Source organism: Stenotrophomonas indicatrix (assembly GCF_002750975.1).
Classification (GTDB): domain Bacteria; phylum Pseudomonadota; class Gammaproteobacteria; order Xanthomonadales; family Xanthomonadaceae; genus Stenotrophomonas; species Stenotrophomonas indicatrix.
Map to the genome: position 1 here is coordinate 1,721,167 of NZ_PEJS01000001.1, position 25,819 is coordinate 1,746,985.

A 25,819-nucleotide genomic window follows, 5' to 3' on the forward strand; every position below is an offset into this window, starting at 1 on the left:
TTCGCGCGCCTCCGCAGCGCCCCCGCGCTGGCGCGGGGGCCGGGCTTCCGCCCATCGGGTCCACGGAAGGGTTCAGCGACCTGCCAGCTGGCGCAGCACGTACTGCAGCAGGCCACCGTGGCGGAAGTACTCCACTTCCTTCGGGGTCAGCAGCATCACCGAGACTTCGAAGGTCTTCTTCGTGCCATCGGCCTTGGTCGCGGTGACCGTGGCGCGCTTGCTGGCGCCGTCCTGCAGGCCGGTGACATCGATCACTTCCGAGCCATCCAGACCCAGCGACTGTGCGTTTTCGCCGTTGCGGAACTGCAGCGGCAGCACGCCCATGCCGACCAGGTTGGAGCGGTGGATGCGTTCGAAGCTTTCGGCGATGACCGCCTTCACGCCCAGCAGCAGGGTGCCCTTGGCGGCCCAGTCGCGCGACGAGCCGGTGCCGTATTCCTTGCCGGCCAGCACCACCAGCGGCACCTTGTCGGCCTTGTACTTCATGGCCGCATCGTAGATCGCCAGCTTTTCCGGCTGGCCGCCGTTGCCCGGGTAGTACAGGGTGTTGCCGCCTTCTTCGCCACCGAACATCAGGTTCTTGATGCGGATGTTGGCAAAGGTGCCGCGGACCATCACGTCATCGTTGCCGCGGCGGCTGCCGTAGCTGTTGAAGTCGGCCGGCTGCACGCCGCGCTCCTGCAGGAAGCGACCTGCCGGCGAGTCCTTCTTGATGTTGCCGGCCGGGGAGATGTGGTCGGTGGTGATCGAATCGCCGAACAGGCCCATCACCCGCGCGCCGTGCACATCATCGATGCTGCCGACCTGCATGGTCATGCCATCGAAGTAGGGCGGGTTCTTGATGTAGGTGGACGCATCGCTCCATTCGTACAGGTCACCGTCCGGCGAGGCGATGGTGTTCCAGCGGGTGTCGCCCTTGAACACGTCGGCGTAGTTCTGCTTGAACATTTCCGGGCCGACGGTGGCGGCGATGACGTCGCCGATCTCCTTGTTGCTCGGCCAGATGTCACGCAGGTACACCGGCTGACCATCGCTGCCGGTGCCCAGCGGCTCGGTGGTCAGGTCGATGTCGGTGGTGCCGGCGATGGCGTAGGCCACCACCAGCGGCGGGCTGGCAAGGTAGTTCATCTTCACTTCGGGGTGCACGCGGCCCTCGAAGTTGCGGTTGCCCGACAGCACCGAGGTCACCACCAGGTCGCCACTGGCGATGCCGGCACTGACTTCGGTCGGCAGCGGGCCGGAGTTGCCGATGCAGGTGGTGCAGCCATAGCCCACCACGTAGAAGCCGATCTTCTCCAGCTCGGTGAGAACGCCGGCCTTTTCAAGATAGTCGGTGACCACACGCGAGCCTGGGCCGAGCGAGGTCTTGACCCACGGCTTGCGGTCCAGCCCCTTGGCGGCCGCGTTGCGGGCCAGCAGGCCGGCGCCGATCATCACCGCCGGGTTGGAGGTGTTGGTGCACGAGGTGATGGCGGCGATGACCACCGCACCATCCTTCAGCCGCACCTTCCGGCCGTCCATCTCGATGTCGGCGTAGCCCTTGGCCAGCTGCTCGTTGCCCACTGCGGCGCCGCCGCCTTCATTGACGAAGGTGGAGACATCCTCGCTGCGCTTGTCGCGGTTGGCGGTCATGCCGACCAGCGCGTCGCGGTAGTTCTTCTGCACGTCTTCCAGCAGCACGCGGTCCTGCGGGCGCTTGGGGCCGGCCAGCGAGGGCTTCACCGTGCCCATGTCCAGTTCCAACGTGGTGCTGTACTGCGCATGCGGGCTGTTGGCGTCGTGCCACAGGCCCTGCGCCTTGGCGTAGGCTTCGACCAGGGCGATCTGCTCTTCGCTGCGGCCGGACAGGCGCAGGTAGGTCAGCGATTCGTTGTCGATCGGGAAGATGCCGCAGGTGGCGCCGTATTCGGGGGCCATGTTGCCGATGGTCGCGCGGTCGGCCAGTGGCAGATGCTGCAGGCCGTCGCCGTAGAACTCCACGAACTTGCCGACCACGCCGAGCTTGCGCAGCATCTGGGTGACGGTCAGCACCAGGTCGGTGGCGGTGGCGCCTTCGGGCAGCTTGCCGGTCAGCTTGAAGCCGACCACCTGCGGAATCAGCATCGACGAAGGCTGGCCGAGCATGGCGGCCTCGGCTTCGATGCCGCCCACGCCCCAGCCGAGCACGCCGATGCCGTTGATCATCGTGGTGTGGCTGTCGGTACCGAACACGGTATCCGGATACGCAACGGCCTTGCCGTCCTTGTCCGCGGTCATCACCACGCGGGCCAGGTTTTCCAGGTTCACCTGGTGGACGATGCCGGTGTTGGGCGGCACCACCTTGAAGTTGTCGAAGGCCTTCTGGCCCCAGCGCAGGAAGCCGTAGCGTTCCTGGTTGCGCTGGAATTCAATCTTGCCGTTGAGGTCCAGTGCGTCGGGCTTGCCGAACACATCCACCTGCACCGAGTGGTCGATGACCAGTTCGGAGGGGATCAGCGGATTGATCTGTTCGGGGCGGCCGCCGAGCTTGACCACCGCATCGCGCATCGCGGCCAGGTCGACCACGCAGGGCACGCCGGTGAAGTCCTGCAGGACCACGCGCGCGGGCATGAAGGCGATTTCGGTATCCGGTTCGGCGCTGGGCTGCCAGCGGGCGACGGCCTCGATGTGATCCTTGCCGACGGTGACGCCGCCATCCTCGTGCCGGAGCAGGTTCTCCAGCAGGATCTTCATCGAGTAGGGCAGGTGGGAGATGTCGAAGCGCTGGCCCAGCTTGGGCAGGCTGAAGTAGTCGTAGGTCTTGCCGCCGACGTCCAGCTGGCTGCGGGTGGAGAACGAATCGCTCATGCGGGATGACTCCTCTTGCGGATGGCTTGCAGTGGCCCGCATGGGCGGGCCTGCTTGCGTTTGCCGGTGGCACTCCGGCCCCGGATCCTGCCCAGTATCGGCGATCCAGTGCCCGGCAATGACCCGGCAGGCTTGGAACGCAAGGTTACAGCGGTGTGTGTAGCCTTCGTGTCAGCGTGTGCATCGTTTCTGCGCCGGCCCGCACGCAGACGGGGCGCTCATGGGCGCCCCGTCCAGGAATGCCTCGGCTGCAGGACTTACTTGCCGTTGGCGGCATCGATCAGCGGATTGCCGGTCTTGCCGACAGCGTTGCTCTTGGACTTGGCCGTCAGCACGCCCTGCTTGTTGAACTCCAGTACGGTCGCTTCCTGGATGTTCTTGCCGAAGCTCTTGATCTTCACGAAGTCGTAGTACCAGACCTGGGTGTCGCCCAGCTGTTCGCGGCGGCCGGGGGCGCCGAACTTCTCACGGATGTTGTCCTGGGTGGTCTTGCCCACTTCCAGGGTGTCCATCTGCTGCTGGGTGATCTCGATGCCGGTGGTGTAGGCGCCGAACGGGTTGGCATGGGCGGAGGTCGTCGAAACGGCCAGCGGGGCTGCGAGGATCAGGGCAAGGGCGAGCGCGCGCATGAAACTTCCTTATTTATGGAGCGGATAGGTGCGGTTGGAACGCCGGGGCGTCCAGCCGGGGCACAGCAGGGCTGCTGGGCGAGTCTAACGCCCGGCTGCGACTGACGAGGGATCAGGGTCACATATCGGGAGGTTTGTTCCGGATGCGACGGGTATGTATAATTCATACATACTTTTTGAGGCGTACCCCATGGAAGCCACCGTTGCTGAACGCGGACAGATCACCCTGCCCAAGGCAGTGCGCGATGCGCTGGGCCTGACCAAGGGCACCTTGCTGAAGGTGGAGCTGGAAGGCAGCCGGATCATCCTGCGCAAGAGCGTGGACGATGCGATCTCCCGCGCCCGTGGAAAGTTCTCGCTGGACGGCTTCGAATCGGCCGACGCGGCCGTGCGCGACCTGCGCGACGAGGAGTAAGCGGTGATGATCGCCGTCGATTCACCGGTGCTGGTCGAACTGCTCAGCAACGGCCCGCAGGCCGATGCGGTGGAAGCCTGCCTGCGGCAGAGCCTTGTCGGTGGCCGCGTGGTGGTCTGCGGCGCGACCCTGGCCGAGATCTGCGCCGCCCTGCGCGGCGGTGCCGAGGTGCTGGAAGCGCTGGAAGAAATGGGCGTGCACTTCAACGCGCTGGAAGCCAAGTCGGCACTGCGCGCGGGTGAGATGCATCGCCGCCATCGCCAGCGCGGCGGCAGCCAGCGCCGTGGCCTGGACGAATTCATGATCGGCGCGCACGCCCTGCTGCAGTGCGATGGCCTGATCACTTGGAACGACACGTTTTATCGCGACTACTTCAAGGGCCTGAAGCTGATCGTGCCGCAAGCCTGAGCCCACTTTTTATTCACCTCACGCATTACCCGGGAGTTGTCATGTTGGAAGCCTACCGCCACCACGTCGCCGAGCGCGCTGCGCTTGGCATCCCGCCCCTGCCGCTGACCGCGCAGCAGACGGCCGATGTCATCGAACTGCTGAAGAACCCGCCGCAGGGCGAGGCCGAGTTCCTGCTCGACCTGCTGACCCACCGCGTGCCGGCCGGCGTCGATGACGCTGCCAAGGTCAAGGCCTCGTACCTGGCCGCGATCGCACTGGGCAGCGAGCAGAACCCGCTGATCAGCCGCGAGCGCGCCACCGAACTGCTGGGCACCATGCTGGGCGGTTACAACGTCGCGCCGCTGGTGCAGCTGCTGGACGATGCCAGCGTCGGCGCCATCGCTGCCGACGCGCTGAAGAAGACCCTGCTGGTGTTCGATGCCTTCCACGACGTGCAGGAAAAGGCCAAGGCCGGCAACGCCAACGCCCAGGCCGTACTGCAGAGCTGGGCCGATGCCGAGTGGTTCACCAGCAACCCGGAAGTGCCGCAGAGCCTGACCGTCACCGTGTTCAAGGTGCCGGGCGAGACCAACACCGACGACCTGTCGCCGGCACCGGACGCGACCACCCGCCCGGACATTCCGATGCACGCCCTGGCGATGCTGAAGAACAAGCGTGACGACGCCGCGTTCACCCCGGAAGAAGACGGCAAGCGCGGCCCGATCCAGCAGATCCTGTCGCTGAAGGACAAGGGCCATCTGGTCGCCTATGTCGGCGACGTGGTCGGCACCGGTTCCTCGCGCAAGTCGGCCACCAACAGCGTGCTGTGGTGGACCGGCGATGACATTCCGTACATCCCGAACAAGCGCGCCGGTGGCGTCTGCCTGGGTTCGAAGATCGCCCCGATCTTCTACAACACCATGGAAGATGCCGGCGCGCTGCCGATCGAGTTGGACGTGTCGAAGATGGAGCACGGCGATGTGGTCGAGCTGCGTCCGTACGACGGCAAGGCGCTGAAGAACGGCGAAGTGATCGCCGAGTTCCAGGTCAAGTCCGAAGTGCTGTTCGACGAAGTGCGTGCCGGTGGCCGCATTCCGCTGATCATCGGCCGTGGCCTGACCGGCAAGGCGCGTGAAGCGCTGGGCCTGGCCCCGACCGATCTGTTCCGCCTGCCGGTGCAGCCGGCCGACACCGGCAAGGGCTTCTCGCTGGCGCAGAAGATGGTTGGCCGTGCCTGTGGCCTGCCGGAAGGCCAGGGCATGCGCCCGGGCACCTACTGCGAACCGAAGATGACCTCGGTGGGCTCGCAGGACACCACCGGCCCGATGACCCGCGACGAGCTGAAGGACCTGGCCTGCCTGGGCTTCTCGGCCGACCTGGTGATGCAGTCGTTCTGCCACACCGCGGCCTACCCGAAGCCGGTGGACGTCAAGACCCACCACACCCTGCCGGAGTTCATCTCCACCCGCGGCGGCGTCTCGCTGCGTCCGGGCGATGGCGTGATCCACAGCTGGCTCAACCGCATGCTGCTGCCGGACACCGTCGGCACCGGTGGCGACTCGCACACCCGCTTCCCGGTCGGCATTTCGTTCCCGGCCGGTTCGGGCCTGGTTGCCTTCGCCGCTGCCACCGGCGTGATGCCGCTGGACATGCCGGAGTCGGTGCTGGTGCGCTTCAAGGGCAAGATGCAGCCGGGCGTGACCCTGCGTGACCTGGTCAACGCGATTCCGCTGTACGCGATCAAGTCGGGCCTGCTGACCGTGGCCAAGGCTGGCAAGAAGAACATCTTCTCCGGCCGCATCCTGGAAATCGAAGGCCTGCCGGAGCTGAAGGTCGAACAGGCGTTCGAACTGTCCGATGCCTCGGCCGAGCGTTCGGCGGCCGGCTGCTCGGTGCGCCTGAACAAGGAGCCGATCATCGAGTACCTCACCAGCAACATCACGCTGCTGAAGTGGATGATTGCCGAGGGTTACCAGGATCCGCGCTCGCTGCAGCGCCGTATCGAGAAGATGGAAGCGTGGCTGGCCAACCCGGAGCTGCTGGAGCCGGATGCCGACGCCGAGTACGCCGCCGTCATCGAGATCGACATGGCCGACATCCACGAGCCGATCGTGGCCTGCCCGAACGACCCGGACGACGTGAAGACCCTGTCCGAAGTCGCTGGCGCCAAGATCGACGAAGTGTTCATCGGTTCGTGCATGACCAACATCGGTCACTTCCGTGCGGCTGCGAAGCTGCTGGAAGGCAAGCGTGACCTGCCGACCCGCCTGTGGGTGGCCCCGCCGACCAAGATGGATGCGTCCGAGCTGACCAAGGAAGGCGTGTACGGCACCTTCGGCGCGACCGGCGCACGCATGGAAATGCCGGGCTGCTCGCTGTGCATGGGCAACCAGGCGCAGATCCGCGAAGGCTCCACCGCGATGTCGACCTCGACCCGCAACTTCCCGAACCGCCTGGGCCGCAACACCAACGTGTACCTGGGTTCGGCGGAACTGGCGGCGATCTGCTCGCGCCTGGGCCGCATCCCCACCAAGGAAGAGTACATGGCCGATATCGGTGTGATCGCCGCCAGCGGCAGCGAGATCTACCGTTACATGAACTTCGACCAGATCGAGGAATACCAGGACGTGGCCAACACGGTCGCTGCCTGAGGGTAGTGCCGGCCGCTGGCCGGCAGCCCGTTGAAACGAAGAACCCCCGGTGAGAGCCGGGGGTTTTTTGTGGACGGAGAACTTTCGTAGAAGTTGTATTTCTGTGGAGATGCATGGCGCCTACCGTGGATGCCCCCTCTTCGGTCTCGACTGAGATGCGCCGCTCATTTCTGCTGACTTCCTGCCCTACGCATCGCCGCACCGTCACCACCCAGGCTCTGGGCATTCTATTGGCTTCTGTACTTTTGACCATTGCGCCATCGGCAGGCGCGACGCCGGCGCCCGCAATGCCACAGCCCATCGAACCGCCGCCACGTTTCGATAGCACTACACGCCACGGCCTCTGTCATGAGGGTCGCTGCGTGGTGCTGGATGGCACGGGCCGACGACTGGCCGAGCATCGGGGAATGGAGTACATCCGTGGGTTCGAGAATGGGGCAGCGGTCTTCAAAAGTGGCACGAACTGGGGAGTCATCAATTCAGCAGGACGCGTCGTCGTGAAAGGACACTACGATCATGTACAGACGCATGGCAACGGGCTGATTGAGGCTGAGGTGTTGCTGCAGAACGAGCCCGATGTACGTAAACGCATAGATTTCTTTGATGGACGGGGCCGCTTGGTTCGGCGCTTTACGGTAGTGGTAGAAAAGGATCTTCTGCGCTCGACGGCCTGGGCTGGAAGTCCGGCTGTCGAAATCTGCAGCGAGGAAAGGCGACGTTGCAGGACCAGTTTCCTTGATGCGAAGGGCAAGTCCGGTCCAGTCTTCAATGACTTTATTGCCATTGATGATGATGCGGAAGTTGCCATCGCTTCGCGGGATGGTGTGCACTTCGGCCTGGTCGATCGATCACTTGCAGGCGTAGGCCGCCAGGACTACGACCGGATGACCTTCAACAGGTCGGGTTTCGCGCTCGCCACCCAAGCCGGGAACGACACCGTGTTGGATCCCCACGGGGTGCAAGTGGCGCCGATGGGGCGATATCGGTTCAAGTTTGGAATAGGTGGGTACCTGCTTTCGGCGGTCACCGAGGACGGCGAGTGCCTGCACTTCACGCGCGCGGGTTCGATATTTCCGACGCCTGCAGGCAACTGTATGAAGACCGATGAGTTCGCCGAACGCGTGGGCTATGTAATCTTCAGTTCGGAAGATGATGAATACGTTGTAGGCCTGGATGGATCGCTGCGCTCTGCGCAACACACTGCAGGCCTGTATCCGTTGAACCGCAGGATGGTCCAGTATCAAAAGCCCGGCGAAGCGGGGGTGCGTTTCATGATGCTGGATGATGGCAGCATCTCGTCTTCCCTGTACTACCGACTTGCGCCTTTTCAAACCGCGGCAGGACTGGATGACCAACTGCTGTTGGCCCAAGCCGATGGAGGATGGGGTGTAATAGATGCCAGGGGCGCTTGGCTGATTCCTCCTCGCTACCCACGGATCGAGCCGCTGGGTGCGAATCTGATCGCGGCATTCGAACAGCCGGGGTATGACCCGGGGTATCACATACTCGATCTGCGCGGTAATGCGCTAGCTGATTTCACGCCGAATGATCCCTCACCGGCGCTCTTGGCGGATGGAACGAGGGCCTACGCCCTCTCACTGCATGGTCGCTGGGGGCTTCTGGATGGGTCGGGGCGGTGGAGGCTGGCGCCACGCTACGGCTACGTGAGTGTTTCGAATGGCTTGGTTTTCGTGCGTGAGCGAAACAGTGCCGGTGATGTTACGGTTAATCTTCTTGATCCAGACACAGGAACAATGCTGTTTGAGCAGGGAATCCTATCGATTCATCATCGCGCGGATGGTCTATTTGAGATATTGAAGGCAGACCGGACCTTGGAGCTGATGAAGCCTGACCGATCCGTTCTGGCGAGCTTGCGACCGAGCCCCAGATGACAGTCGGGGCAGGTTGACGCGGATTGAAGATCACGCCGGGCATGGCCCGGCGCTACCCGAGCGGGTGAGAATACTGTTGAGATGAAAGTCCCTGGTGCAAGCCGGGGGCTTTTTGTTACTGGATGGTCCAGTCCGCCGTGCCCTGCAGGCGCTGGCCGGCGAACAGCACGTTGCCGCGCCCGCCGGAGACGTCCATCTCGAACCAGGGCAGGCCGTCGCGGGTGAGCGGGCGGACGTAGGCCCGCCGCTTGGCGCGGTTGAATTCGATGTAGTACCGGCGGCGAACATTCGGTACCTCCGCAATCGATGGGCCCTTCCAGCTGACGTTTACTTCGCCGGGGTCCTCACGGCCGAGCATCATCAGCGTGAAGAATATCTCGCCGTGCTGGGCCTCGAAGTAGAAAGGTCGCCACTGGCGACGGCCGGAACCACGGGCAGCGACACCAGTAGGGCCAGCAGGTGGGCTTTCCACCACATCCGTGTCGACACGCGCAGCATCCGTTATGCGTTGCTGCAATGAAAGCACATCCGGCCCATGCCGGCACCACGGCCGACACGCAGGCGGGATGACATGACCCATCCCGCCCGTGTTGCACGGCCATCAGTACGCGGCGAATTCCTTGATCGGGATGGCCTTGCAGTGGGTCATGGCGGTGGCGAGGTCGACCTGGGCGCCTGCTGCGGCGCTGTGCGACGGAGTGACTGCGGCAGCCTCCAGCCACAGACTGGGCAGCGCCTGTGGCGACTCCAGCAGCCGGTTCCAGAGCGCGTCGCGCAGTGGGCTGCTGTAGGTGCTGCCGGGCGTCACGATGCACAACCGCGTACCGGGGGCGCTGCTGGCCTGCTGCAGCACCTGCTGCAGTGCGGCGTTGGCGCTGGCGTCGTCGCTCAGCTGCTGCGGCGCACTGTTCTGCGTGGTGTCCTGGATCTGCAGCCTGCCCGGGGTGAACAGCAGGACCTGCATTTCCTGCCGCGGTTCGATGCGCACCGGCGCGCGGGTGCCCTCGCAGATCGTGGGGGTTGGCCGCGTCTGCTGCGGTGTCATGCTGCCGTCGGCATGCACCTGGCGGATATGCAGCCGACAGATCTTGTCGGCCACTTCAAATTCCACTTCGTAATCCTGACCGGGCCTGGCCACGAACTGACCCGACAGCTTGCCGTCGCAGTACACGCGACTGCTTGCGTCGAAGCGTGCCTCGAAGATCAGCGGCTTGCCACCGGGTACTTCGTATTCCTGGTAGCTGAGCGTGGAAAACCGCTCCTTCTCTTTGCTGCGCAGGGTTTCCGTGACGGGGATGCCGAGCACGCCTTTGTCGCCGGCGTTGTTGTACTTGACGTCGATCCTGTCGCGGTAATCCTCGCGGCAGGCGGCATCGGTGTACAGGGTGGTGGTGCGCCCCAGGGCTGCGTAGACGCGCACCCGTGCCGGGGGAGCGGCGCCGTCAGCGTAGGCGCTGACATCTTCAGCGGCCAACGGGCGCGGGTACATTGCGGGGATCCTCTTGACCAGCTTCTCGATGCATTTCATGGTGATCTTCTGCGCCGCGCTCTTGAGCCTGGCGTAGTCATCGGCCTGCCACGCGCCCAGGGTCGCCCGGTCATCACTGTCGTTGCAGCTGATGATCTCGGCCAGGCTGCCATCGGCGCGGCGCTGCTGGATCGTGCTGGAATGGTTGAGGCGGTAGAGGGGATCCTTGCGCGTGTTGCCCTGGTGCACCAGTGCCCACGTGTCTGCACTGAAGCGCAGGGTACTGGTCTGCGCGGGCAGCGCGTCGGGTGCATAGCGGAAGTAGCCGCCCACCAGCGCCTTGGCCACGTTTGGCATCAGCGTGATGGCGGGACTGGCTTGTCCTTCGATGATGCTGCCGGGCAGGTTGTTACGCTGGAAGTAGTCCGGCTCGTTGCCGCTGAAGAGAAGCGCGAGCCCCTTAGGCGTGAGCGCCTCGCTGTCATCGGGAGTGACGATGCGCAGCGCCACGTCGGGTGCGTGCATACGCTTCAGCGCGCCGGCCGGACCGCTCTGGATCTGTACGCGATCAGTCCAGGGGGCAGGGTGGTCGGTGGTGGTAGCGGTGGCGGTGGCAGCGACGGGTGTTGTGTGCGGCGGTGCTGATTGTGCGGCAGACGTGGCCGCCAGCGGGGCCAGCAGCGCGGCAGTCAGCAGCGAGGTTCGGGTGGGGAAGCGGCGCTGGGCCATGGTGAAGCTCCTTGAAGAACGAAACAGCTGGCCCCTCCGGGGCCGGCGTTTGAAAGACGGGATGAAGCGCCGCGGCGCTGTGGTCGGTCAGCCGCGGGCCAGCGCCAGCAGTCGTTCGGCAATGCGCTCCAGCGGCACCTGTTCCTCGGCCGCGCCGAGCTTGAAGGCTGCACCGGGCATGCCCCAGACCACGCTGGTCGCCTCGTCCTGCACCAGTGTGGGCGCGCCGGCCTGGCGCATTTCCAGCAGGCCGCGTGCACCGTCGTCGCCCATGCCGGTGAGGATCGCGCCGATGGCATTGCCGCCCGCGCTCTGTGCCACCGAGCGGAACAGCACGTCCACCGCCGGCTTGTGCCGGTTCACCGCAGGACCATCGTCGACACGGCAGCGCCAGCGCGCACCGTCGCGGATGATCCGCAGGTGCTTGCCGCCCGGAGGCAGGTAGGCGTGGCCGGGCAGCACCGCTTCACCGTCGCTGGCTTCGCGCACGGCCATTGCCGAGTGACGGTCCAGTCGTTCGGCGAAGGCGGTGCTGAAGCTGGCGGGCAGGTGTTGGGTCATCACCACGGCCGGACCGTCTGCGGGCATGCCTTCCAGCACCACGCGCAATGCTTCGGTACCGCCAGCCGACGAGCCGATGGCGATCAGGCGGTCGGTGGTGCGGAACTGCGTTGCTGCCGGGCGCGCGGCAGGGGCGGCGTCCAGCGTGAGTTTCGGTGCGGCCACGCGTACCAGCGGGCGCACCCGGGAACGCGCAGCCATCTTTACCTTGGCGATGATTTCATCGGCATAGCCCTGCAGGCCGCGGGCCACGTCGAGCTTGGGCTTGGACACGAAGTCCACCGCGCCCAGGCCCAGTGCCTGCAGGGTGGTATCGGCGCCGCGTTCGGTCAGCGAAGAGATCATCACCACCGGCAGCGGGTGCAGGCGCATCAGGTTTTCCAGGAACGCCAGGCCATCCATGCGTGGCATTTCCACGTCCAGGGTGATCACGTCCGGGGCCAGGCGCTTGATCTTCTCGCGGGCCAGCAGCGGGTCGGCGGCGGTGCCGACCACGTCGATTGCCGGATCGCTGGACAGGATCTCGGTAAGCATCTGCCGGACGACGGCGGAGTCGTCGACGATCAGGACCCGGCAGGGGGCGTTGCCGGTCAGGGTCATTCGAACAGCTCCACGCCACCGGTGACCGGGGCCTTGGACAGGCGTGCGCGCACGGCCGATTCGGTCGCGGCGACTTCGGCTTCGTGGGCGTGTGGCAGGCGCTGCACCACCACGCGGCCGGTATCGGCGAAGAACCAGATCTTGCGCGGATGGATGCCGCACAGGTCCTCGGCGAGGATCGGGATGTGTTCGGCCTGCAGGTACTGGCGCACGAACTCGGCGTTGCGGGTGCCTACCGGATTGCTGGTGAAACCCTTCAGCACGTTGGCGCCGCCGAACACCTTCGCCTCGATGCGCTTGCGGTGGGCGCCGCGCTTGAGCATGTCGTTGATCAGCAGTTCCATCGCATAGCTGCCATAACGTGCGGGCGCGCCGTCGCCGGCGTTGCCTTCGGGCAGCAGGAAGTGGTTCATGCCGCCGATCTTCAGTACCGGGTCGCGCAGGCAAGCCGCCACGCAGGAGCCGAGTGTAGTGGTCAGCGCGGTGGTGTCATCCACCACCAGGTACTGGGTTGGCAGCAGCTTGGCGGCGATGGTCTTGAAGCGTGCGTCCTGGTAGCGCATCACATCGTCGGTACGCAGTGATGCGTTCATGCGCCGGCCTTTGCCGCACGACGGTACAGGGTACGGCCGCAGGGCTGGATCAGATCGGCCGCGTGCAGGTAGTTCTCCGAGTGGCCGGTATAGAGCAGGCCGTCGTCGGCCAGGTGGTTGACCAGGCGGCCAAGAATCGCGCGCTGGGTCGGCTTGTCGAAGTAGATCATCACGTTGCGGCAGAACAGCGCATCGAACGGGCCGCCGACGTCGTAACGCGGTGCCAGCAGGTTCAACGGGCGGAATTCGATCAGTTCGCGCAGCGCCGGCAGTACGCGGCACTGGCCTTCGTTGGGGCCACTGCCACGCTGGAAATAGCGGCGACGCAGGTCCGGATCGAGGCCGGCGACACGGTCGATGTTGTAGACGCCGCGCCCGGCGGTGGCCAGCACCTGGGTGTCGACGTCGGTGGCGACGATGCGTACCGGCGGCTTCAGGGTGCCGAACGCTTCGCAGGCGGTGATCGCCATCGAGTAGGGCTCTTCGCCGGTGGAGGCGGCGCACGACCACAACAGCAGCGGACCGCGCCCGTTGCGCTGCTGCAGCTCTTCGCGCAGCTTGTCGAAATGGTGCGGCTCGCGGAAGAACGCAGTGAGGTTGGTGGTCAGCGCATTGGTGAATGCCTGCCACTCGTCACCATCACCCTGTTCCAGGTGGTCCAGGTACTGCTGGAAGCTGCGCATGCCCAGCGTACGCAGGCGGCGCGACAGGCGTCCGTACACCATGTCGCGCTTGGCCGGGGCGAGGGCGATGCCCACACGCTGGTAGATCAGGTCGCAGACGCGGCGGAAATCACGGTCGGCGAATTCGAATTCGCGCGTACCGCTGACGATGGGGGTAGGGCTCTGCACGGGTGACGTGTCCATCGGCGGGGCGGCGGCCGGAGCCGCCGCGAGGATCAGAATTCCTGCCAGTCGCCGTCGTTGGAGACGACGGTGCTGGAGTGGGTACGGCGGATCGGTGCGGGCGTCGACAACGGTCGCGAAGGCGCAGGGCTGGCAGCCTTCGGCGCGACCTTGGCGGTCACCGCCTTCACTGCGACAGCGACCTGGTTGTCGAGGCGGAAGATCGCCACGGCGTCGGCCAGCTGTGCGGCCTGGTCTTCCATCGCCCGCGCGGCGGCGGTGGCTTCTTCCACCAGCGCGGCGTTCTGCTGGGTGGTTTCGTCCATCTGCACCACGGTCTGGTTGACCTGCTCGATGCCGGCCGACTGCTCCTGCGAGGCGGCGGAGATCTCGGCCATGATGTCGGTCACGCGCTGCACCGACGCGACGATCTCGCCCATGGTGCTGCCGGCCTGGTGGACCAGGCTGGAACCCTCGGCGACCTTGCCGACCGAGTCGTCGATCAGCCCCTTGATCTCCTTGGCCGCAGCAGCCGAGCGCTGGGCGAGGGTACGCACTTCGCTGGCGACCACGGCGAAGCCACGGCCCTGTTCGCCGGCACGGGCCGCTTCGACTGCGGCATTCAGCGCCAGGATGTTGGTCTGGAAGGCGATGCCATCGATGACCGAGATGATCTCGGCGATCTTCTTCGAGGAGGCTTCGATGGCCGACATGGTGGTGACCACCTGGCCGACCACTTCACCGCCCTGCGAGGCCACGCCGTGCGCGCCGATGGCGAGCTGGTTGGCCTGGCGCGCATGTTCGGCGTTCTGGCGCACGGTAGAGGTCAGTTCCTCCATCGAGGCGGCGGTTTCTTCCAGATTGGCGGCCTGCTGCTCGGTACGGCGCGACAGATCACTGTTGCCCGACGCGATTTCGCCGGCCGACAGGGTGATGCTGGAGGCACTGGCCTGGATCTGGCCGACGATCTGGGTCAGCTGGCTGACCGTGGCGTTTGCATCGTCGCGCATGCGGGCGAACACGCCCTGGTAGTCACCGTGCATGCGTGCCGTCAGGTCGCCGTCGGCAATGGACGACAGCAGCTGCGAGAGCTTGCCGAGGTTGTCATCGCTGACTGCCATCATGGCATTGAGGTTTTCCAGCATGGTGCGGAAATCGTGATCGAAGCGCTGTGCATCGCCGCGCTGGCTGAAGTCGCCCGCGGCGGCGGCACTGGCCAGTTGCTTGATCTCGGCGTTGATGCGGCCGAGGTTGGCCTTGACCGTGTCGACGGTGGTGGTCATCGCCGCCTTTTCGCCCGGATAGCGCGCGATGTCGCTGCTGAGGTCGCCCACGGCGTACTGCTGCACGACATTCAGCACATCGTGCAGGGTCTGCACGTGGCTGCCGACCAGGACGTTGGTTTCCTGCACCATCAGTCCGTATTCGCCGGGGAAGCTGCTGGCGTCGATGCGGTAGCTGAGTTCACCGCCATCGTGGCGGCGCGCCATCTCGCGCTGGCCGCTGATGACCGCGTGCAGCTGCTGCTGCATGCGCGACATGGCTTCGAGCAGGCGACCGGTTTCGTCATGCGGCTGCGGGCCGATGTGGCTGTCCAGCTTGCCGCCGGCAATGCCTTCGGCCACGGCGGTGGCCTGCTTCAGCGGGCGTGCGATGCGGTTGCCGATGACCCAGCTCAATGCCAGCACGATCAGCACCAGTACGCCGCCGGCCAGGGTCATGATGGCGGTGAAGACCAGTGCCTGCTGCTGCACGTCATCCATGTATACGCCGCTGCTGACCACCCAGTTCCAGGGCTTGAACAGGCCGGCGTAGGACGCCTTGTCGTACAGGCCTTCGCTGTTGGCCTTGGCCCACTTGTAGGAGACCACCCCGCCGCCCTTGCGAGCCACTTCCACCAGGTCGTGGAACAGCTGCACGCCGTCCTCGGAGCGGAAGTCCTTCATGTCCTTGCCGATCAGGTCCTTGCGGAACGGATGCATCAACACGCGGTAGTTCGTGTCGTAGACGCTGTAGTAATACGTATCGCTGTCGGCGCGCATGCGCGCCAGCGCATCGAGCGCGGCCTGGCGGGCGGCGGGCTCGGTGAGTTCGCCGCTGGCGGCCAGCCCGTGGTAGTGGTCGAGGATGCCGTAGGTCAGTTCAACCTGGGTCTTCAACGACGACTTGCGGGTTTCATTGAGGTCCAGGTACTGCATGCGGGCAGCGATCACCGAGAGCGCGATCACGCCGAGTGCGATCAGCAGCGTGAGCAGATTGAGCTTGCGTCGGACGGAGAGATTGCTGAAGTAGTGTTGCCAGCGATGCAGGAGATTCATCGAGCAGTACCCGGGTGGTGGTGGGTGGAGGCGCCGGTGCTGATCGGGAGCAGCGGTGACATGACCGTTATCGGCCGCGGGGGCGGGGGATTGAGGTGGGCTGGTCGAACGTATTCAGGTTTGTTCGCAGCGGCGGCTGCGGCGCTGCCTGCGGCAGGCTTTTGGAGCGAGAGCAACAGCAACAGCGGATGGTCGGCCCTGCAATGTTGAGGGCGAGCCGTGTGGGGATGGGCTGGCGGGACACGCCGTAAACCCATCCATGGGGGCTCGATGGCGCCATCCATGGCGCCAACGGTCCCGCCAGCCCATCCCCGCACGACTCATCTGGCATCCCGGTGTCGGACGGCAAGTGCGTTGAGTTTCCAATTGGAAAGAGGGGTCAGATCCGTTTTCCGCAGGAAAACGGATCTGACCCCGGAAGCACTGCGCCGTTGGCTGGACAACACCTGGCGAGGCCGCAAAAGAAAACGCCCCAGCGCAGGGCCGGGGCGTTTTCGTGCCTCAGGTCAGGCGGGAATCAGAATTCCTGCCAGTCTCCATCAGCCAGTTCGGTGGCCATGGATCGGCCGCCGGTGCTGCGGCGGGCCGGCGGTACGGCCGCTGCCGGAGCCGGGGCTGCCGGTGCAGACGCGCGCGGTGCCGGTGCGCGCGTGGCGACCACGGCTTCGGCTTCGTCGACCACGAAGATCGAGACTGCCTCGCTCAGGTGGCCCGCCTGTTCTTCCATCGCACGTGCGGCGGCGGTGGCTTCTTCCACCAGCGCGGCGTTCTGCTGGGTGGTTTCGTCCATCTGCACCACGGTCTGATTGACCTGCTCGATGCCGGCGCTCTGCTCCTGCGAGGCAGCAGAGATCTCGGACATGATGTCGGTCACGCGTTGCACCGAGGCAACAATTTCGCCCATGGTGGCGCCGGCCTTGTGCACCAGCGCCGAGCCGTCGTTGACCTTGCCGACCGAGTCGTCGATCAGGCCCTTGATCTCCTTGGCGGCGGCGGCCGAGCGCTGGGCGAGGGTACGCACCTCGCTGGCGACCACGGCGAAGCCACGGCCCTGTTCGCCGGCACGGGCCGCTTCCACCGCGGCGTTCAGCGCCAGGATGTTGGTCTGGAAGGCAATGCCGTCGATGACCGAGATGATTTCCGCGATCTTCTTCGACGAGGCCTGGATGGCCGACATGGTGGTGACCACCTGGCCGACCACTTCGCCGCCCTGCGACGCCACACCGTGCGCGCCGATGGCGAGCTGGTTGGCCTGGCGCGCGTGCTCGGCGTTCTGGCGCACGGTGGAGGTCAGTTCCTCCATCGAGGCGGCGGTTTCTTCCAGGTTCGCGGCCTGCTGTTCGGTGCGGCGCGACAGGTCGCTGTTGCCGGAGGCGATTTCACCGGCGGCCGAGCTGATCGCACGGCTGGACTGCTTGATGCGGGTGACGATCTCGCTCAGCTGCGCGGCGGTGGCATTGGCATCGTCGCGCATGCGGGCGAACACGCCCTGGTAGTCGCCATGCATGCGCACGGTCAGGTCACCCTGCGACAGTGCGGCGAGCAGGCCGGAAATCTGTTCGATGCTGCCCGAGTTGGCGTCCAGCAGGCCGTTGATCTGCTGGGCCAGCTGCAGGAAGAAGCCTTCCTTGTCGTTGGCATCGATGCGGCCGGACAGGTCGCCGGCAGCAGCCTGGGCGATGACCCGTGCCACTTCCGCCTCGACCTGCGCTTCCTGGGTGCGGTCGCGCCATTCCACCACGTAGCCGACGGTGTCGCCGTCTTCGTTGCGGATGGTCGACACGACCTGGGCGAACTGGGCATCGCCGTACTGCATCGGGCGGCGGGCAACGCCATGCTGCTTGAGGTTGGCCAGCAGGGTGTTGTCCATCTCGCCGCGGTGTTCAAGCACGGTGACCGGCTTGCCGACCAGCGAGGCGTGGACGTCGAAGTCGGGCAGGTCGCGGCGCAGCTCGTCCTGGTACTGGGCCAGGGTCTGCTGCAGGGCGCGGTTGCTGTAGACGATGGTGTTGTTGGGGTCGGTGAGGTAGACGCCGGTCGAGCTGTAATCCAGCGCGGTGCGGATGCGCAGGTTCTCGCGGGCGATGGCCTGGTCGGTTTCGGTGCGCTCGCGCAGGTCGCGCTGCATGCGCTGCATGGCCTGCATCAGTTCGCCCACTTCGTCCTGGCGGCTGACATCGATGTGACCATCGAGCTTGCCACCGGCGACGTCGTTGGCCACCGAGACGGCGCCACGCACGCTGCCGACCAGGGCACGGGCGAACAGCCACACCAGCACCAGGCCCAGCGCGGCGCCGCCGAGCAGGGCGATGACGATCAGCACGGCCGAGGCGGAGTAGGTGGAGGCGGCTTCGTCGCGCGAGGCGCGGGCGAGGCGGTTGTCTTCGGCGATCAGCGCTTCAAGCGCGGCACCGGCCTTGCGGTGTTTGGTGCGGGTCTCGCCGACGAAGGTGTCGATCGCATCGTCGGGCAGGTCCAGCTCCAGCATTTCGGTGACGCTGTCATAGGAGGCCAGCGCGTCCTTCCAGTCCTTGGCGAAGGTGTCGAACAGCTTCTTCTGCTGTGCGTTGTCGACCAGCTTCGGATAGTCCTTGATCGACTTGTCCATGCTGGTGCGCAGTTCGACGGCCTGCTTGCGGGCGTCGGCCTTGACGTCGTCGCTGGCGCGGATCAGCTGCTGGTAGGCGCTGTTGCGGTACTCGCCGAGCATGCCGCGCATCTCGCCGGCCATGCGGATGCTCTCCATGCGTGAACCAGCCAGTTCGGTGGTCACGTTGTTCAGCGAATGCAGGCCACGGTAGGCGACGATGCCCTGCAGCAGCATCACCAGCAAGAGGACACCGAAGGTCAGCATGAGCTTCGGCATCAGTTTCAGGTTGTTGATCCACGGCATGGGCGTTGCGATCTCCTAAGGCAGACGCGGCCGGGCGCGGGGCCCGGTTGCAACAGCCACGCCGGCACGCTGGCCGGCGCGGTCTGACGGACAGCGGATTACTTGATGTTGGCCAGCTTCAGGCTGGACGGCGAGCTGACTTCGATTTCCGCGCGCGAGGCGTCGCGCTGGATCTTGCCGATCACGCACACGGTCTTGCCTTCCAGGGTTTCCAGCGGGAAGGAGAACTTGCCGCGGTTCTCGCCGGCGATGCGTGCCGAGAAGGTGTGGCGCGGGAAGGCGCCGCCCATGTACAGGAAGGTCGGCTGGCCTTCGGAACCTTCTGCGAAGCGGGCTTTTTCGACCTTGCCGCAGACCATGCCGTCCTTGCCGACGGCGCGCGGTGCCATCTCCGGCGGAATCATCTCGGCCGACTGCGCGAAGGCGGAGGAAGCGGTGGTGGCCAGGACGGCAGCCGAAACGAACGCAAGCAGGGACTTCATCGGGGTGATTCTCCGGGGATGGTGATGGTGGATCCGGCCTTGGCGCGTTCCTGCGCGACCGGCTTCTGTCCCCCTATCGGCGTGGATGAGGGGAACTGAAGGGCTGCGTAACAGAAACGTGAAAAAGGTCCGTTTGCTCAGGCGGCAGCGTCTTCGACGACGTTGGTCTGACCCATGTCGGCGCTGTCCAGCAGGGTTTCGATATCCAGCAGGATCAGCATGCGGTCGTCGTGGGTGCCGATGCCGGAGATGAAGCGGGTGTCGACGGCGGCGCCGAATTCCGGGGTCGGGCGGATCTGCTCGGCCGACAGCGGGATCACGTCGGAGACGCTGTCGACCACGATGCCGACCACGCGGTCGTCCACGTTGAGCACGATCATCACGGTGAAGGCGTCGTAGCGGGCGTCTTCCAGGCGCAGCTTCAGGCGCAGGTCGATCACCGGCACGATGGTGCCGCGCAGGTTGATCACGCCCTTGATGTAGTCCGGGGCATCGGGGACGCGGGTGACGGCGTCGTAGCCGCGGATTTCCTGCACCTTGAGGATGTCCACGCCGTAGTGCTCGGCACCGAGGGTGAAGCTGAGGAATTCGCCATCGGCGCCGGCGGCGGAGCTGTTCTTGTCGTTCATCGAGGGGTCCTGGTTCTGCCGGAAGTGCCGGTGTCAGGCTCGATATCGGCCCCTGGGTGGGGGACTTTAGGCATCTGGTAGTGCCGGCCGCTGGCCGGCAATCCTGCATCCACGCATGGCGTGGATCTACCGGGGAGGGGTAGTGCCGGCCGCTGGCCGGCAGTTCCTGCATCCACGCATGGCGTGGATCTACTGGTTCCTGCATCCACGCATGGCGTGGATCTACTGGCACCGGTATCCACGCGGTTTCGAGGTTGCCGGCCAGCGGCCGGCACCACCCGCCGTGGGGGTGTCAGAGCTCGCCGTTGCGGCGTGCCTTGCGCTGGCGGTCGATGCGGAAGATGTAGCGCTGGATGGCGCTGTCGCCACCGCGCGGCAGGTCGTCGAAGCGCATGCCGACGCGCTTGACCTCGGTGCCGTTGGGCAGGCGTTGCGGCAGCAGGTTGCAGACCACCAGTTCGATCTGCAGGTCTGGGCCATCGGGCATCGACAGCTGCGCGCGGTAGCGCTGTTGCAGGCCGAAGATCGCGCAATCGACGGGCACGGTCACCGCCAGGCCGCCGCCACTGATGTCCACCACCCGCATCGACAGCGCTTCGGCCTGGGCCTCGCCCGGCGGCAGCAGCAGGTGCGGTGAATCGGTGATGGGGGTCTCCAGCCGGTACAGTTCGCGTCGCTGCAGATGCACTAGCTCCTCGGGGAACGGTGCCCGGAAGGCGACGTGGCCTTCGTTGTCCACGCGTTGCAGTTCGTGCAGGCGGAAACGCACCATCACTCGTTCCAGCTGGGCGAAGCAGAGCAGGTGGTCGGCCTGTTCGGCGGCGCGGTTGGAGGCCTCCTGCGGGCTGCCATCGAGCAGCAGGAAATCCTCGTCGTCGTCCAGTTCAAGCAGGGCGGTGGGGAAGGATCGATCGCGGCCGTCGATATGGGCGTTGATCAGTGATCGCTGGTCGATCAGTGAACGCAGCAGCTGCCGCACCTGGCGGGGGTTGCGGACCAGAAAGCGATCATCCGCGGCATCGGCCGCATGGACTTCGGGCAGTGCAGTGTCGTGGCCGTCGGACATGGAATCTGTGGTCAGGGGCGGGCGCCGACGCGTGTGGGCGCGTGGCTCGAAAGAGGTATCGGCTGCGTTGCGGATTTATGTAGCACCGAACGCACTCGTTTGCTCCGTTGTGCCATGCCCGCGGCGGTCGGGCAAGCGTGGTGCCCGGGCCGGGCATGGCCCGGCGCTGCCTTTCCGCTGACGGGGTGGCGCGCGGCCACCCCGATGCTGCGATCAGAACTCCTGCCAGTCGCCGTCACCGGCCAGGGCCGGCTGCGCAACGGGTTTGCGCACGCGCGCCGGTGCGGCGATGGATGCGGGCGCCGCCTTGCGCGGAGCACTGCTGGCCACGGCCATGGCTGCGCGCGGTATCGCATTGCCCGCGCTCGGTGCGGCCAGGCGGAAGCGTGCGACGGCCTCGCCCAGCTGTGCGGCCTGGTCTTCCATCGCCCGCGCTGCGGCGGTGGCTTCTTCCACCAGCGCGGCGTTCTGCTGGGTGGTTTCGTCCATCTGCACCACGGTCTGGTTGACCTGCTCGATGCCGGCGGACTGCTCCTGCGAGGCGGCGGAGATCTCGGCCATGATGTCGGTCACGCGCTGCACCGACGCGACGATCTCGCCCATGGTGCTGCCGGCCTGGTGGACCAGGCTGGAACCCTCGGCGACCTTGCCGACCGATTCGTCGATCAGCCCCTTGATCTCCTTGGCGGCGGCGGCCGAGCGCTGGGCGAGGGTACGCACCTCGCTGGCGACCACGGCGAAGCCACGGCCCTGTTCGCCGGCACGGGCCGCTTCCACTGCGGCATTCAGCGCCAGGATGTTGGTCTGGAAGGCGATGCCATCGATGACCGAGATGATCTCGGCGATCTTCTTCGAGGAGGCTTCGATGGCCGACATGGTGGTGACCACCTGGCCGACCACTTCACCGCCCTGCGAGGCCACGCCGTGCGCGCCGATGGCGAGCTGGTTGGCCTGGCGCGCGTGTTCGGCGTTCTGGCGCACGGTAGAGGTCAGTTCCTCCATCGAGGCGGCGGTTTCTTCCAGGTTGGCCGCCTGCTGTTCGGTACGGCGCGACAGGTCGCTGTTGCCGGAGGCGATTTCGCCCGAGGCCAGGGTGATGCTCGAGGTGCTGGCCTGGATTTGGCTGACGATCTGGGTCAACTGGGCGACGGTGGTGTTGGCATCGTCACGCATGCGGGCGAACACGCCGTGGAACTGGCCGTCCATGCGTGCGGTCAGGTCACCTGCGGCGATGGACTGCAGCAGCTGCGACAGCTGGCCAAGATTGCCGTCGGCGACCTCCATCATGCTGTTGAGCTGCTCGATCATCACGCGGAAATCGTGATCGAAGCGCTGCGCATCGCCGCGCTGGCTGAAGTCGCCGGCGGCAGCGGCCGATGCCAGCTGCTGGATCTGCGTGTTGATGGCCAGCAGGCTGGCCTTGGCCGCATCCATCGATTCGTGCAGGATCGCGCGGCTGCCCGGCAACCGGCGCGCATCGGGGGCGAGGTTGCCGGTGGCGTACTGGTTGAGCACATCGATGGCATCACGGATCGCATCGAGGTGTTCGAAGATGACCGTGTTGATGCCGCCGGCGAGCTGGCCATAGACGCCCGGGAAGTCTTCCGGAATGCGGTGGCTGATATCGGGGCCGGCATGCATCTGTGCCATCAGCTGGGTCTGCTCGGAGAAGCGACGCAGCATCGCGGTCATCTCCGCGGTGGCCGCCAACATGCGACCCGCCTCATCCTTGCCGGTGGCCTGGGTAGTGACACTGAGATCGCCGCGGGCGACGGCCTGGATGGCATGCACTGCCTTGCCCAGCGGGCCGACCACGGCGCGCGAGATGATCACGGCCAGGGTGGCGGCGACCACGACCAGCAGCACGATGGCGGCGATGATGGCCAGCATGCTGTTGCGGTGGGTCGCGTTGGCGTCGTCGATCTTGCCCTGCATCTGGGTTCCCAGCAGCGCACCCAGCGTCTTCAGGTCCTCGAAGGCTTTGCGGCGCAGGGGGCGCGACTGCTCATCGGAAATCTGCCGGGCCGCTTCGCCATCACCGGCGGTGGCCGCTTCGCGCAGCTTGGTATTGGCGGCGAAGTAGCCATCGACGTCAGCCTGCACGGCCTGGTACAGCGTGCGCTCCTTGTCGCCGGACGGCAGCTTGGCATAGGCCGCCAGCTGCTCGCGCACCACTGCAGCGGTGTCGTTCATGCGCTTGTTGTAGTCGGCCACTTTCTCCGGCTGGTCCAGCATGCTGATCTGGGCCAGTTCATAGGTGCGGAACTCACCCAGCTGCGAGCGCACTTCACCGAGGTACTGCACCGATGGAATGTCGTTGGTCGCCATCGAGGTCAGCTTGGCGTTGGCTTCGGACAGGCGGACCAGGGCGAACGCACCCAGCACGACGGTCATCAGGGTGGTCAGGGTGAATCCCACAGCCAGCTTGCGGGCGATGGGCAGATCGTGGAACCACTTCATGCAGGGTGCTCCAAGGTGGGCAGAATACCGGCGGCGGCGCCGCGGGCAAAAGGTCGTTGCAGGAGGGAACGGTGGTGCCGGGTGAAGGATCGGTGACTGCCGTCAACCCGAGATAGCGGCGCAGCTGCGCCGTACTTTATGGACCGATGTCACATTCGCTGGCGTAGGGGAAACCAACGGAAAGCAAACAGTGGCGGGGCTTTCGCCGTGGCGGCGTGGTTTCAGGCGAAACCATGCGCCCGATCAGGTTCACGACGCAGGACGACGGAGGTCACAGTTGCGGGCGCCGCCGCGTTGCGCGTGGGTACGATTGCTGCCTGCGCTCGCGCGCAAACGAAAACCGCCGCCCCGGAGGGCGGCGGTCAGGTACAACGTGTAGCGCAGCTCAGGCGGCCTGCGGCACCCGCAGCGAACGCACCAGGCCGCCGATGTCGACGATCAGGGCGACGCGGCCATCGCCGAGGATGGTGGCACCGGAGACCCCGCCGATGCGGCGGTAGTTGTTCTCGATGTTCTTCACCACGACCTGCTGCTGGCCGACCAGTTCGTCCACTTCCAGCGCGATCTTCTGGCCATCGCCTTCAACCACCACCACCAGCGATTCACTGCCGGGTGCACGCTGGCCATAGCCGTAGTACTCGCTCAGCGACAGGATCGGCAGGTATTCGCCACGCACGCGCAGCACGCGGCCTTCGCCGGCCATGCTGCGGATGTCGTCAGGCTGCGGCTGCAGTGCTTCAAGCACGTAGGCCAGCGGCAGGATCAGGGTTTCGCCGGCCACCGCCACGGTCATGCCGTCGAGGATGGCCAGGGTCAACGGCAGCCGGATCAGCGTACGGGTGCCGGTGCCGAGGCCGCTTTCAATCTGCACCTCGCCACCGAGTGCCTGGATGTTGCGGCGGACCACGTCCATGCCCACGCCACGACCGGACAGGTCGGTGACCGCATCGGCGGTGGAGAAGCCGGGCTGGAAGATCAGGTCCCAGACCTGCGAGTCGGTGGGGTTGTCCGGTACGGCCAGGCCGCGTTCCTGCGCCTTGGCCAGGATCTTCTCGCGGTTCAGGCCGCGGCCGTCGTCGCTGACTTCGATGACGATATGACCGCCCTGGTGCGAGGCCGCCAGGGTGATCGTGCCGGTCTCGTCCTTGCCGGCATCGCGACGCACGTCCGGCATTTCCAGGCCGTGGTCGATGGAATTGCGGACCAGATGCACCAGCGGATCGGCGATCTTCTCGATCAGGCCCTTGTCCAGCTCGGTGCCTTCGCCGATGGTGCGCAGGCGCACGTGCTTGCCCAGGCGGCCGGACAGGTCGCGGACCAAGCGCGGGAAGCGGCGGAACACTGCGTCGACCGGCAGCATGCGCACGCCGATCACAGCCTCCTGCAGGTCGCGGGTATTGCGTTCAAGCAGGTCCAGGCCGGCGAACAGGCTCTCGGCATGCACCGGGTCCAGCGCGTGCGAGACCTGCTTGAGCATGGCCTGGGTGATGACCAGTTCACCGACCAGGTTGATCAGTGCATCGACCTTGTCGACGCTGACACGGATGGAGGTTTCTGCTTCCTGGCTGGCCCCGGTGCTGGCCGTCGGTGCGGCAGTGGCGGGCGCAGGCGCAGCGACCGGCGCGGCAGCCGGTGCCTGCGTGGCCAGGCTTGGCGGTGCGGCCGGACGGATGTCCAGTTCGCAGTCGTCCAGCACCCAGGCGAAGGTGTCTTCGATCTTGCTGCGCGGCACCTTGCCGACCAGGCCCAGGTCCCACGCCAGGTGGGCTTCAAGCGGGTCGAGCTGGGCGAAGCCGGGCAGGCGATCCATGCGCGCGGCCACCTGCAGCGAACCCAGGTGTTCCAGTTCGCGGATGATGCGCAACGGGTCGTTGCCACTCATGAACAGTGACGGCGCCGGGGTGAAGCCGATCTGCCAGGCTTCCGGCGTGTCGTCCACCTTGCTGGCGGCAGTGGGTGCAGCGGCGGCGGGTGCCTGGCCGGACAGCACCGCTTCCAGGCGCGCCTTCACCGCAGCGACCGCTGCAGGATCGGCGGGCTGGCCGTGCTCGGCCTCGCGCAACAGGGCGCGCAGTACGTCCACCGACGACAGCATCGCATCGACGGCGTTGCCTTCCAGTGCGCGCTTGCCGGCCCGCAGCTCATCGAGCAGCGTTTCCAGCACATGGGTCAGCCCGGCGATGGCATCGAAACCGAACGTGCCTGCGCCACCCTTGATGGAGTGGGCGGCACGGAACACCGAGTTGATGATCTCCGGGTCCTGTTGTCCCGATTCCAGGGCCAGCAGGCCAGCCTCCATGGCGTCGAGGCCTTCGCGGCTCTCCTCGAAGAAGGTGGCGTGGAAGCGTTGCAGGTCCATGCTCATGGCAGTG

At 65.9% G+C, this 25,819-nt stretch carries 18 protein-coding genes; 4 read left to right on the forward strand and 14 right to left on the reverse strand.

Features of this window, described 5'->3' with window-relative positions; all coding sequences use genetic code 11:
* Positions 1-72: 72 nt before the first annotated feature.
* Together acnA and bamE are read right to left on the reverse strand one after the other, a co-directional pair.
* Entirely contained in the window at positions 73-2,826 is a 2,754-nt protein-coding gene (gene acnA / locus CR918_RS07990; RefSeq protein WP_099842411.1) for an aconitate hydratase AcnA, read from the reverse strand.
* 257 nt (positions 2,827-3,083) lie between these two features.
* A complete protein-coding gene (bamE, locus tag CR918_RS07995; protein WP_025878954.1) occupies positions 3,084-3,455 on the reverse strand; it encodes an outer membrane protein assembly factor BamE domain-containing protein in 372 nt (123 codons plus the stop codon).
* A gap of 190 nt (positions 3,456-3,645) precedes the next feature.
* Here bamE and CR918_RS08000 point away from each other — a divergent pair, with 190 nt between their 5' ends.
* From CR918_RS08000 to CR918_RS08015, 4 genes are all read left to right on the forward strand, one after another.
* The gene (locus tag CR918_RS08000) at positions 3,646-3,870 is read left to right on the forward strand and encodes an AbrB/MazE/SpoVT family DNA-binding domain-containing protein (protein WP_025878955.1); all 225 of its coding nucleotides are present in this window, start codon (positions 3,646-3,648) and stop codon (positions 3,868-3,870) included.
* Between the two features lie 6 nt (positions 3,871-3,876).
* Positions 3,877-4,278 (forward strand): type II toxin-antitoxin system VapC family toxin, encoded by a 402-nt coding sequence (locus tag CR918_RS08005; protein WP_049466025.1) that lies wholly within the window; start codon positions 3,877-3,879, stop codon positions 4,276-4,278.
* A gap of 41 nt (positions 4,279-4,319) precedes the next feature.
* Positions 4,320-6,911, forward strand: a complete 2,592-nt coding sequence (acnB, locus tag CR918_RS08010; RefSeq protein ID WP_099842412.1) for a bifunctional aconitate hydratase 2/2-methylisocitrate dehydratase — start codon at positions 4,320-4,322, stop codon at positions 6,909-6,911.
* Between the two features lie 125 nt (positions 6,912-7,036).
* Positions 7,037-8,803: a WG repeat-containing protein gene (locus tag CR918_RS08015; RefSeq protein WP_165780892.1), complete on the forward strand. Its 1,767-nt coding sequence runs from the start codon at positions 7,037-7,039 to the stop codon at positions 8,801-8,803.
* Between the two features lie 115 nt (positions 8,804-8,918).
* Here the strand turns inward: CR918_RS08015 and CR918_RS08020 are convergent, their stop codons facing one another.
* The 12 genes from CR918_RS08020 to CR918_RS08075 form a co-directional block, all read right to left on the reverse strand.
* Entirely contained in the window at positions 8,919-9,275 is a 357-nt protein-coding gene (locus tag CR918_RS08020; RefSeq protein ID WP_133119676.1) for a hypothetical protein, read from the reverse strand.
* Positions 9,276-9,404: 129 nt separating this feature from the next.
* Positions 9,405-11,000, reverse strand: a complete 1,596-nt coding sequence (locus CR918_RS08025; protein WP_099842415.1) for a hypothetical protein — start codon at positions 10,998-11,000, stop codon at positions 9,405-9,407.
* Positions 11,001-11,087: 87 nt separating this feature from the next.
* Entirely contained in the window at positions 11,088-12,161 is a 1,074-nt protein-coding gene (locus CR918_RS08030; RefSeq protein WP_099842416.1) for a protein-glutamate methylesterase/protein-glutamine glutaminase, read from the reverse strand.
* Positions 12,158-12,754, reverse strand: a complete 597-nt coding sequence (gene cheD / locus CR918_RS08035) for a chemoreceptor glutamine deamidase CheD (protein WP_025878962.1) — start codon at positions 12,752-12,754, stop codon at positions 12,158-12,160. Before cheD ends, CR918_RS08030 begins: the two co-directional genes overlap by 4 nt.
* Entirely contained in the window at positions 12,751-13,620 is an 870-nt protein-coding gene (locus CR918_RS08040) for a CheR family methyltransferase (RefSeq protein WP_032975462.1), read from the reverse strand. Before CR918_RS08040 ends, cheD begins: the two co-directional genes overlap by 4 nt.
* A 32-nt stretch (positions 13,621-13,652) precedes the next feature.
* The gene (locus CR918_RS08045) at positions 13,653-15,917 is read right to left on the reverse strand and encodes a methyl-accepting chemotaxis protein (RefSeq protein WP_099842417.1); all 2,265 of its coding nucleotides are present in this window, start codon (positions 15,915-15,917) and stop codon (positions 13,653-13,655) included.
* 517 nt (positions 15,918-16,434) lie between these two features.
* The gene (locus CR918_RS08050; protein WP_099842418.1) at positions 16,435-18,810 is read right to left on the reverse strand and encodes a methyl-accepting chemotaxis protein; all 2,376 of its coding nucleotides are present in this window, start codon (positions 18,808-18,810) and stop codon (positions 16,435-16,437) included.
* A gap of 98 nt (positions 18,811-18,908) precedes the next feature.
* On the reverse strand, positions 18,909-19,292 hold the full coding sequence (locus tag CR918_RS08055) for a hypothetical protein (protein ID WP_025878966.1): 384 nt from the start codon (positions 19,290-19,292) through the stop codon (positions 18,909-18,911).
* Positions 19,293-19,429: 137 nt separating this feature from the next.
* Complete coding sequence (locus tag CR918_RS08060) at positions 19,430-19,921, reverse strand: chemotaxis protein CheW (RefSeq protein WP_099842419.1); 492 nt, start codon at positions 19,919-19,921, stop codon at positions 19,430-19,432.
* A gap of 292 nt (positions 19,922-20,213) precedes the next feature.
* On the reverse strand, positions 20,214-20,987 hold the full coding sequence (locus CR918_RS08065) for a flagellar brake protein (protein ID WP_099842420.1): 774 nt from the start codon (positions 20,985-20,987) through the stop codon (positions 20,214-20,216).
* A gap of 213 nt (positions 20,988-21,200) precedes the next feature.
* On the reverse strand, positions 21,201-23,447 hold the full coding sequence (locus CR918_RS08070; RefSeq protein WP_099842421.1) for a methyl-accepting chemotaxis protein: 2,247 nt from the start codon (positions 23,445-23,447) through the stop codon (positions 21,201-21,203).
* Positions 23,448-23,832: 385 nt separating this feature from the next.
* Entirely contained in the window at positions 23,833-25,812 is a 1,980-nt protein-coding gene (locus tag CR918_RS08075; RefSeq protein WP_099842422.1) for a chemotaxis protein CheA, read from the reverse strand.
* Between the last annotated feature and the right edge of the window lie 7 nt (positions 25,813-25,819).

Excerpts from the sequence above, each read along its gene's own strand:
- acnB (WP_099842412.1), top strand. The coding sequence starts at position 4,320 with ATGTTGGAAGCCTACCGCCACCACGTCGCCGAGCGCGCTGCGCTTGGC.
- CR918_RS08030 (WP_099842416.1), bottom strand. The coding sequence starts at position 12,161 with ATGACCCTGACCGGCAACGCCCCCTGCCGGGTCCTGATCGTCGACGAC.
- cheD (WP_025878962.1), bottom strand. The coding sequence starts at position 12,754 with ATGAACGCATCACTGCGTACCGACGATGTGATGCGCTACCAGGACGCA.
- CR918_RS08055 (WP_025878966.1), bottom strand. The coding sequence starts at position 19,292 with ATGAAGTCCCTGCTTGCGTTCGTTTCGGCTGCCGTCCTGGCCACCACC.
- CR918_RS08040 (WP_032975462.1), bottom strand. The coding sequence starts at position 13,620 with ATGGACACGTCACCCGTGCAGAGCCCTACCCCCATCGTCAGCGGTACG.
- CR918_RS08025 (WP_099842415.1), bottom strand. The coding sequence starts at position 11,000 with ATGGCCCAGCGCCGCTTCCCCACCCGAACCTCGCTGCTGACTGCCGCG.
- CR918_RS08060 (WP_099842419.1), bottom strand. The coding sequence starts at position 19,921 with ATGAACGACAAGAACAGCTCCGCCGCCGGCGCCGATGGCGAATTCCTC.
- CR918_RS08005 (WP_049466025.1), top strand. The coding sequence starts at position 3,877 with ATGATCGCCGTCGATTCACCGGTGCTGGTCGAACTGCTCAGCAACGGC.
- CR918_RS08000 (WP_025878955.1), top strand. The coding sequence starts at position 3,646 with ATGGAAGCCACCGTTGCTGAACGCGGACAGATCACCCTGCCCAAGGCA.
- CR918_RS08075 (WP_099842422.1), bottom strand. The coding sequence starts at position 25,812 with ATGAGCATGGACCTGCAACGCTTCCACGCCACCTTCTTCGAGGAGAGC.
- acnA (WP_099842411.1), bottom strand. The coding sequence starts at position 2,826 with ATGAGCGATTCGTTCTCCACCCGCAGCCAGCTGGACGTCGGCGGCAAG.
- bamE (WP_025878954.1), bottom strand. The coding sequence starts at position 3,455 with ATGCGCGCGCTCGCCCTTGCCCTGATCCTCGCAGCCCCGCTGGCCGTT.
- CR918_RS08045 (WP_099842417.1), bottom strand. The coding sequence starts at position 15,917 with ATGAATCTCCTGCATCGCTGGCAACACTACTTCAGCAATCTCTCCGTC.
- CR918_RS08050 (WP_099842418.1), bottom strand. The coding sequence starts at position 18,810 with ATGCCGTGGATCAACAACCTGAAACTGATGCCGAAGCTCATGCTGACC.
- CR918_RS08065 (WP_099842420.1), bottom strand. The coding sequence starts at position 20,987 with ATGTCCGACGGCCACGACACTGCACTGCCCGAAGTCCATGCGGCCGAT.
- CR918_RS08070 (WP_099842421.1), bottom strand. The coding sequence starts at position 23,447 with ATGAAGTGGTTCCACGATCTGCCCATCGCCCGCAAGCTGGCTGTGGGA.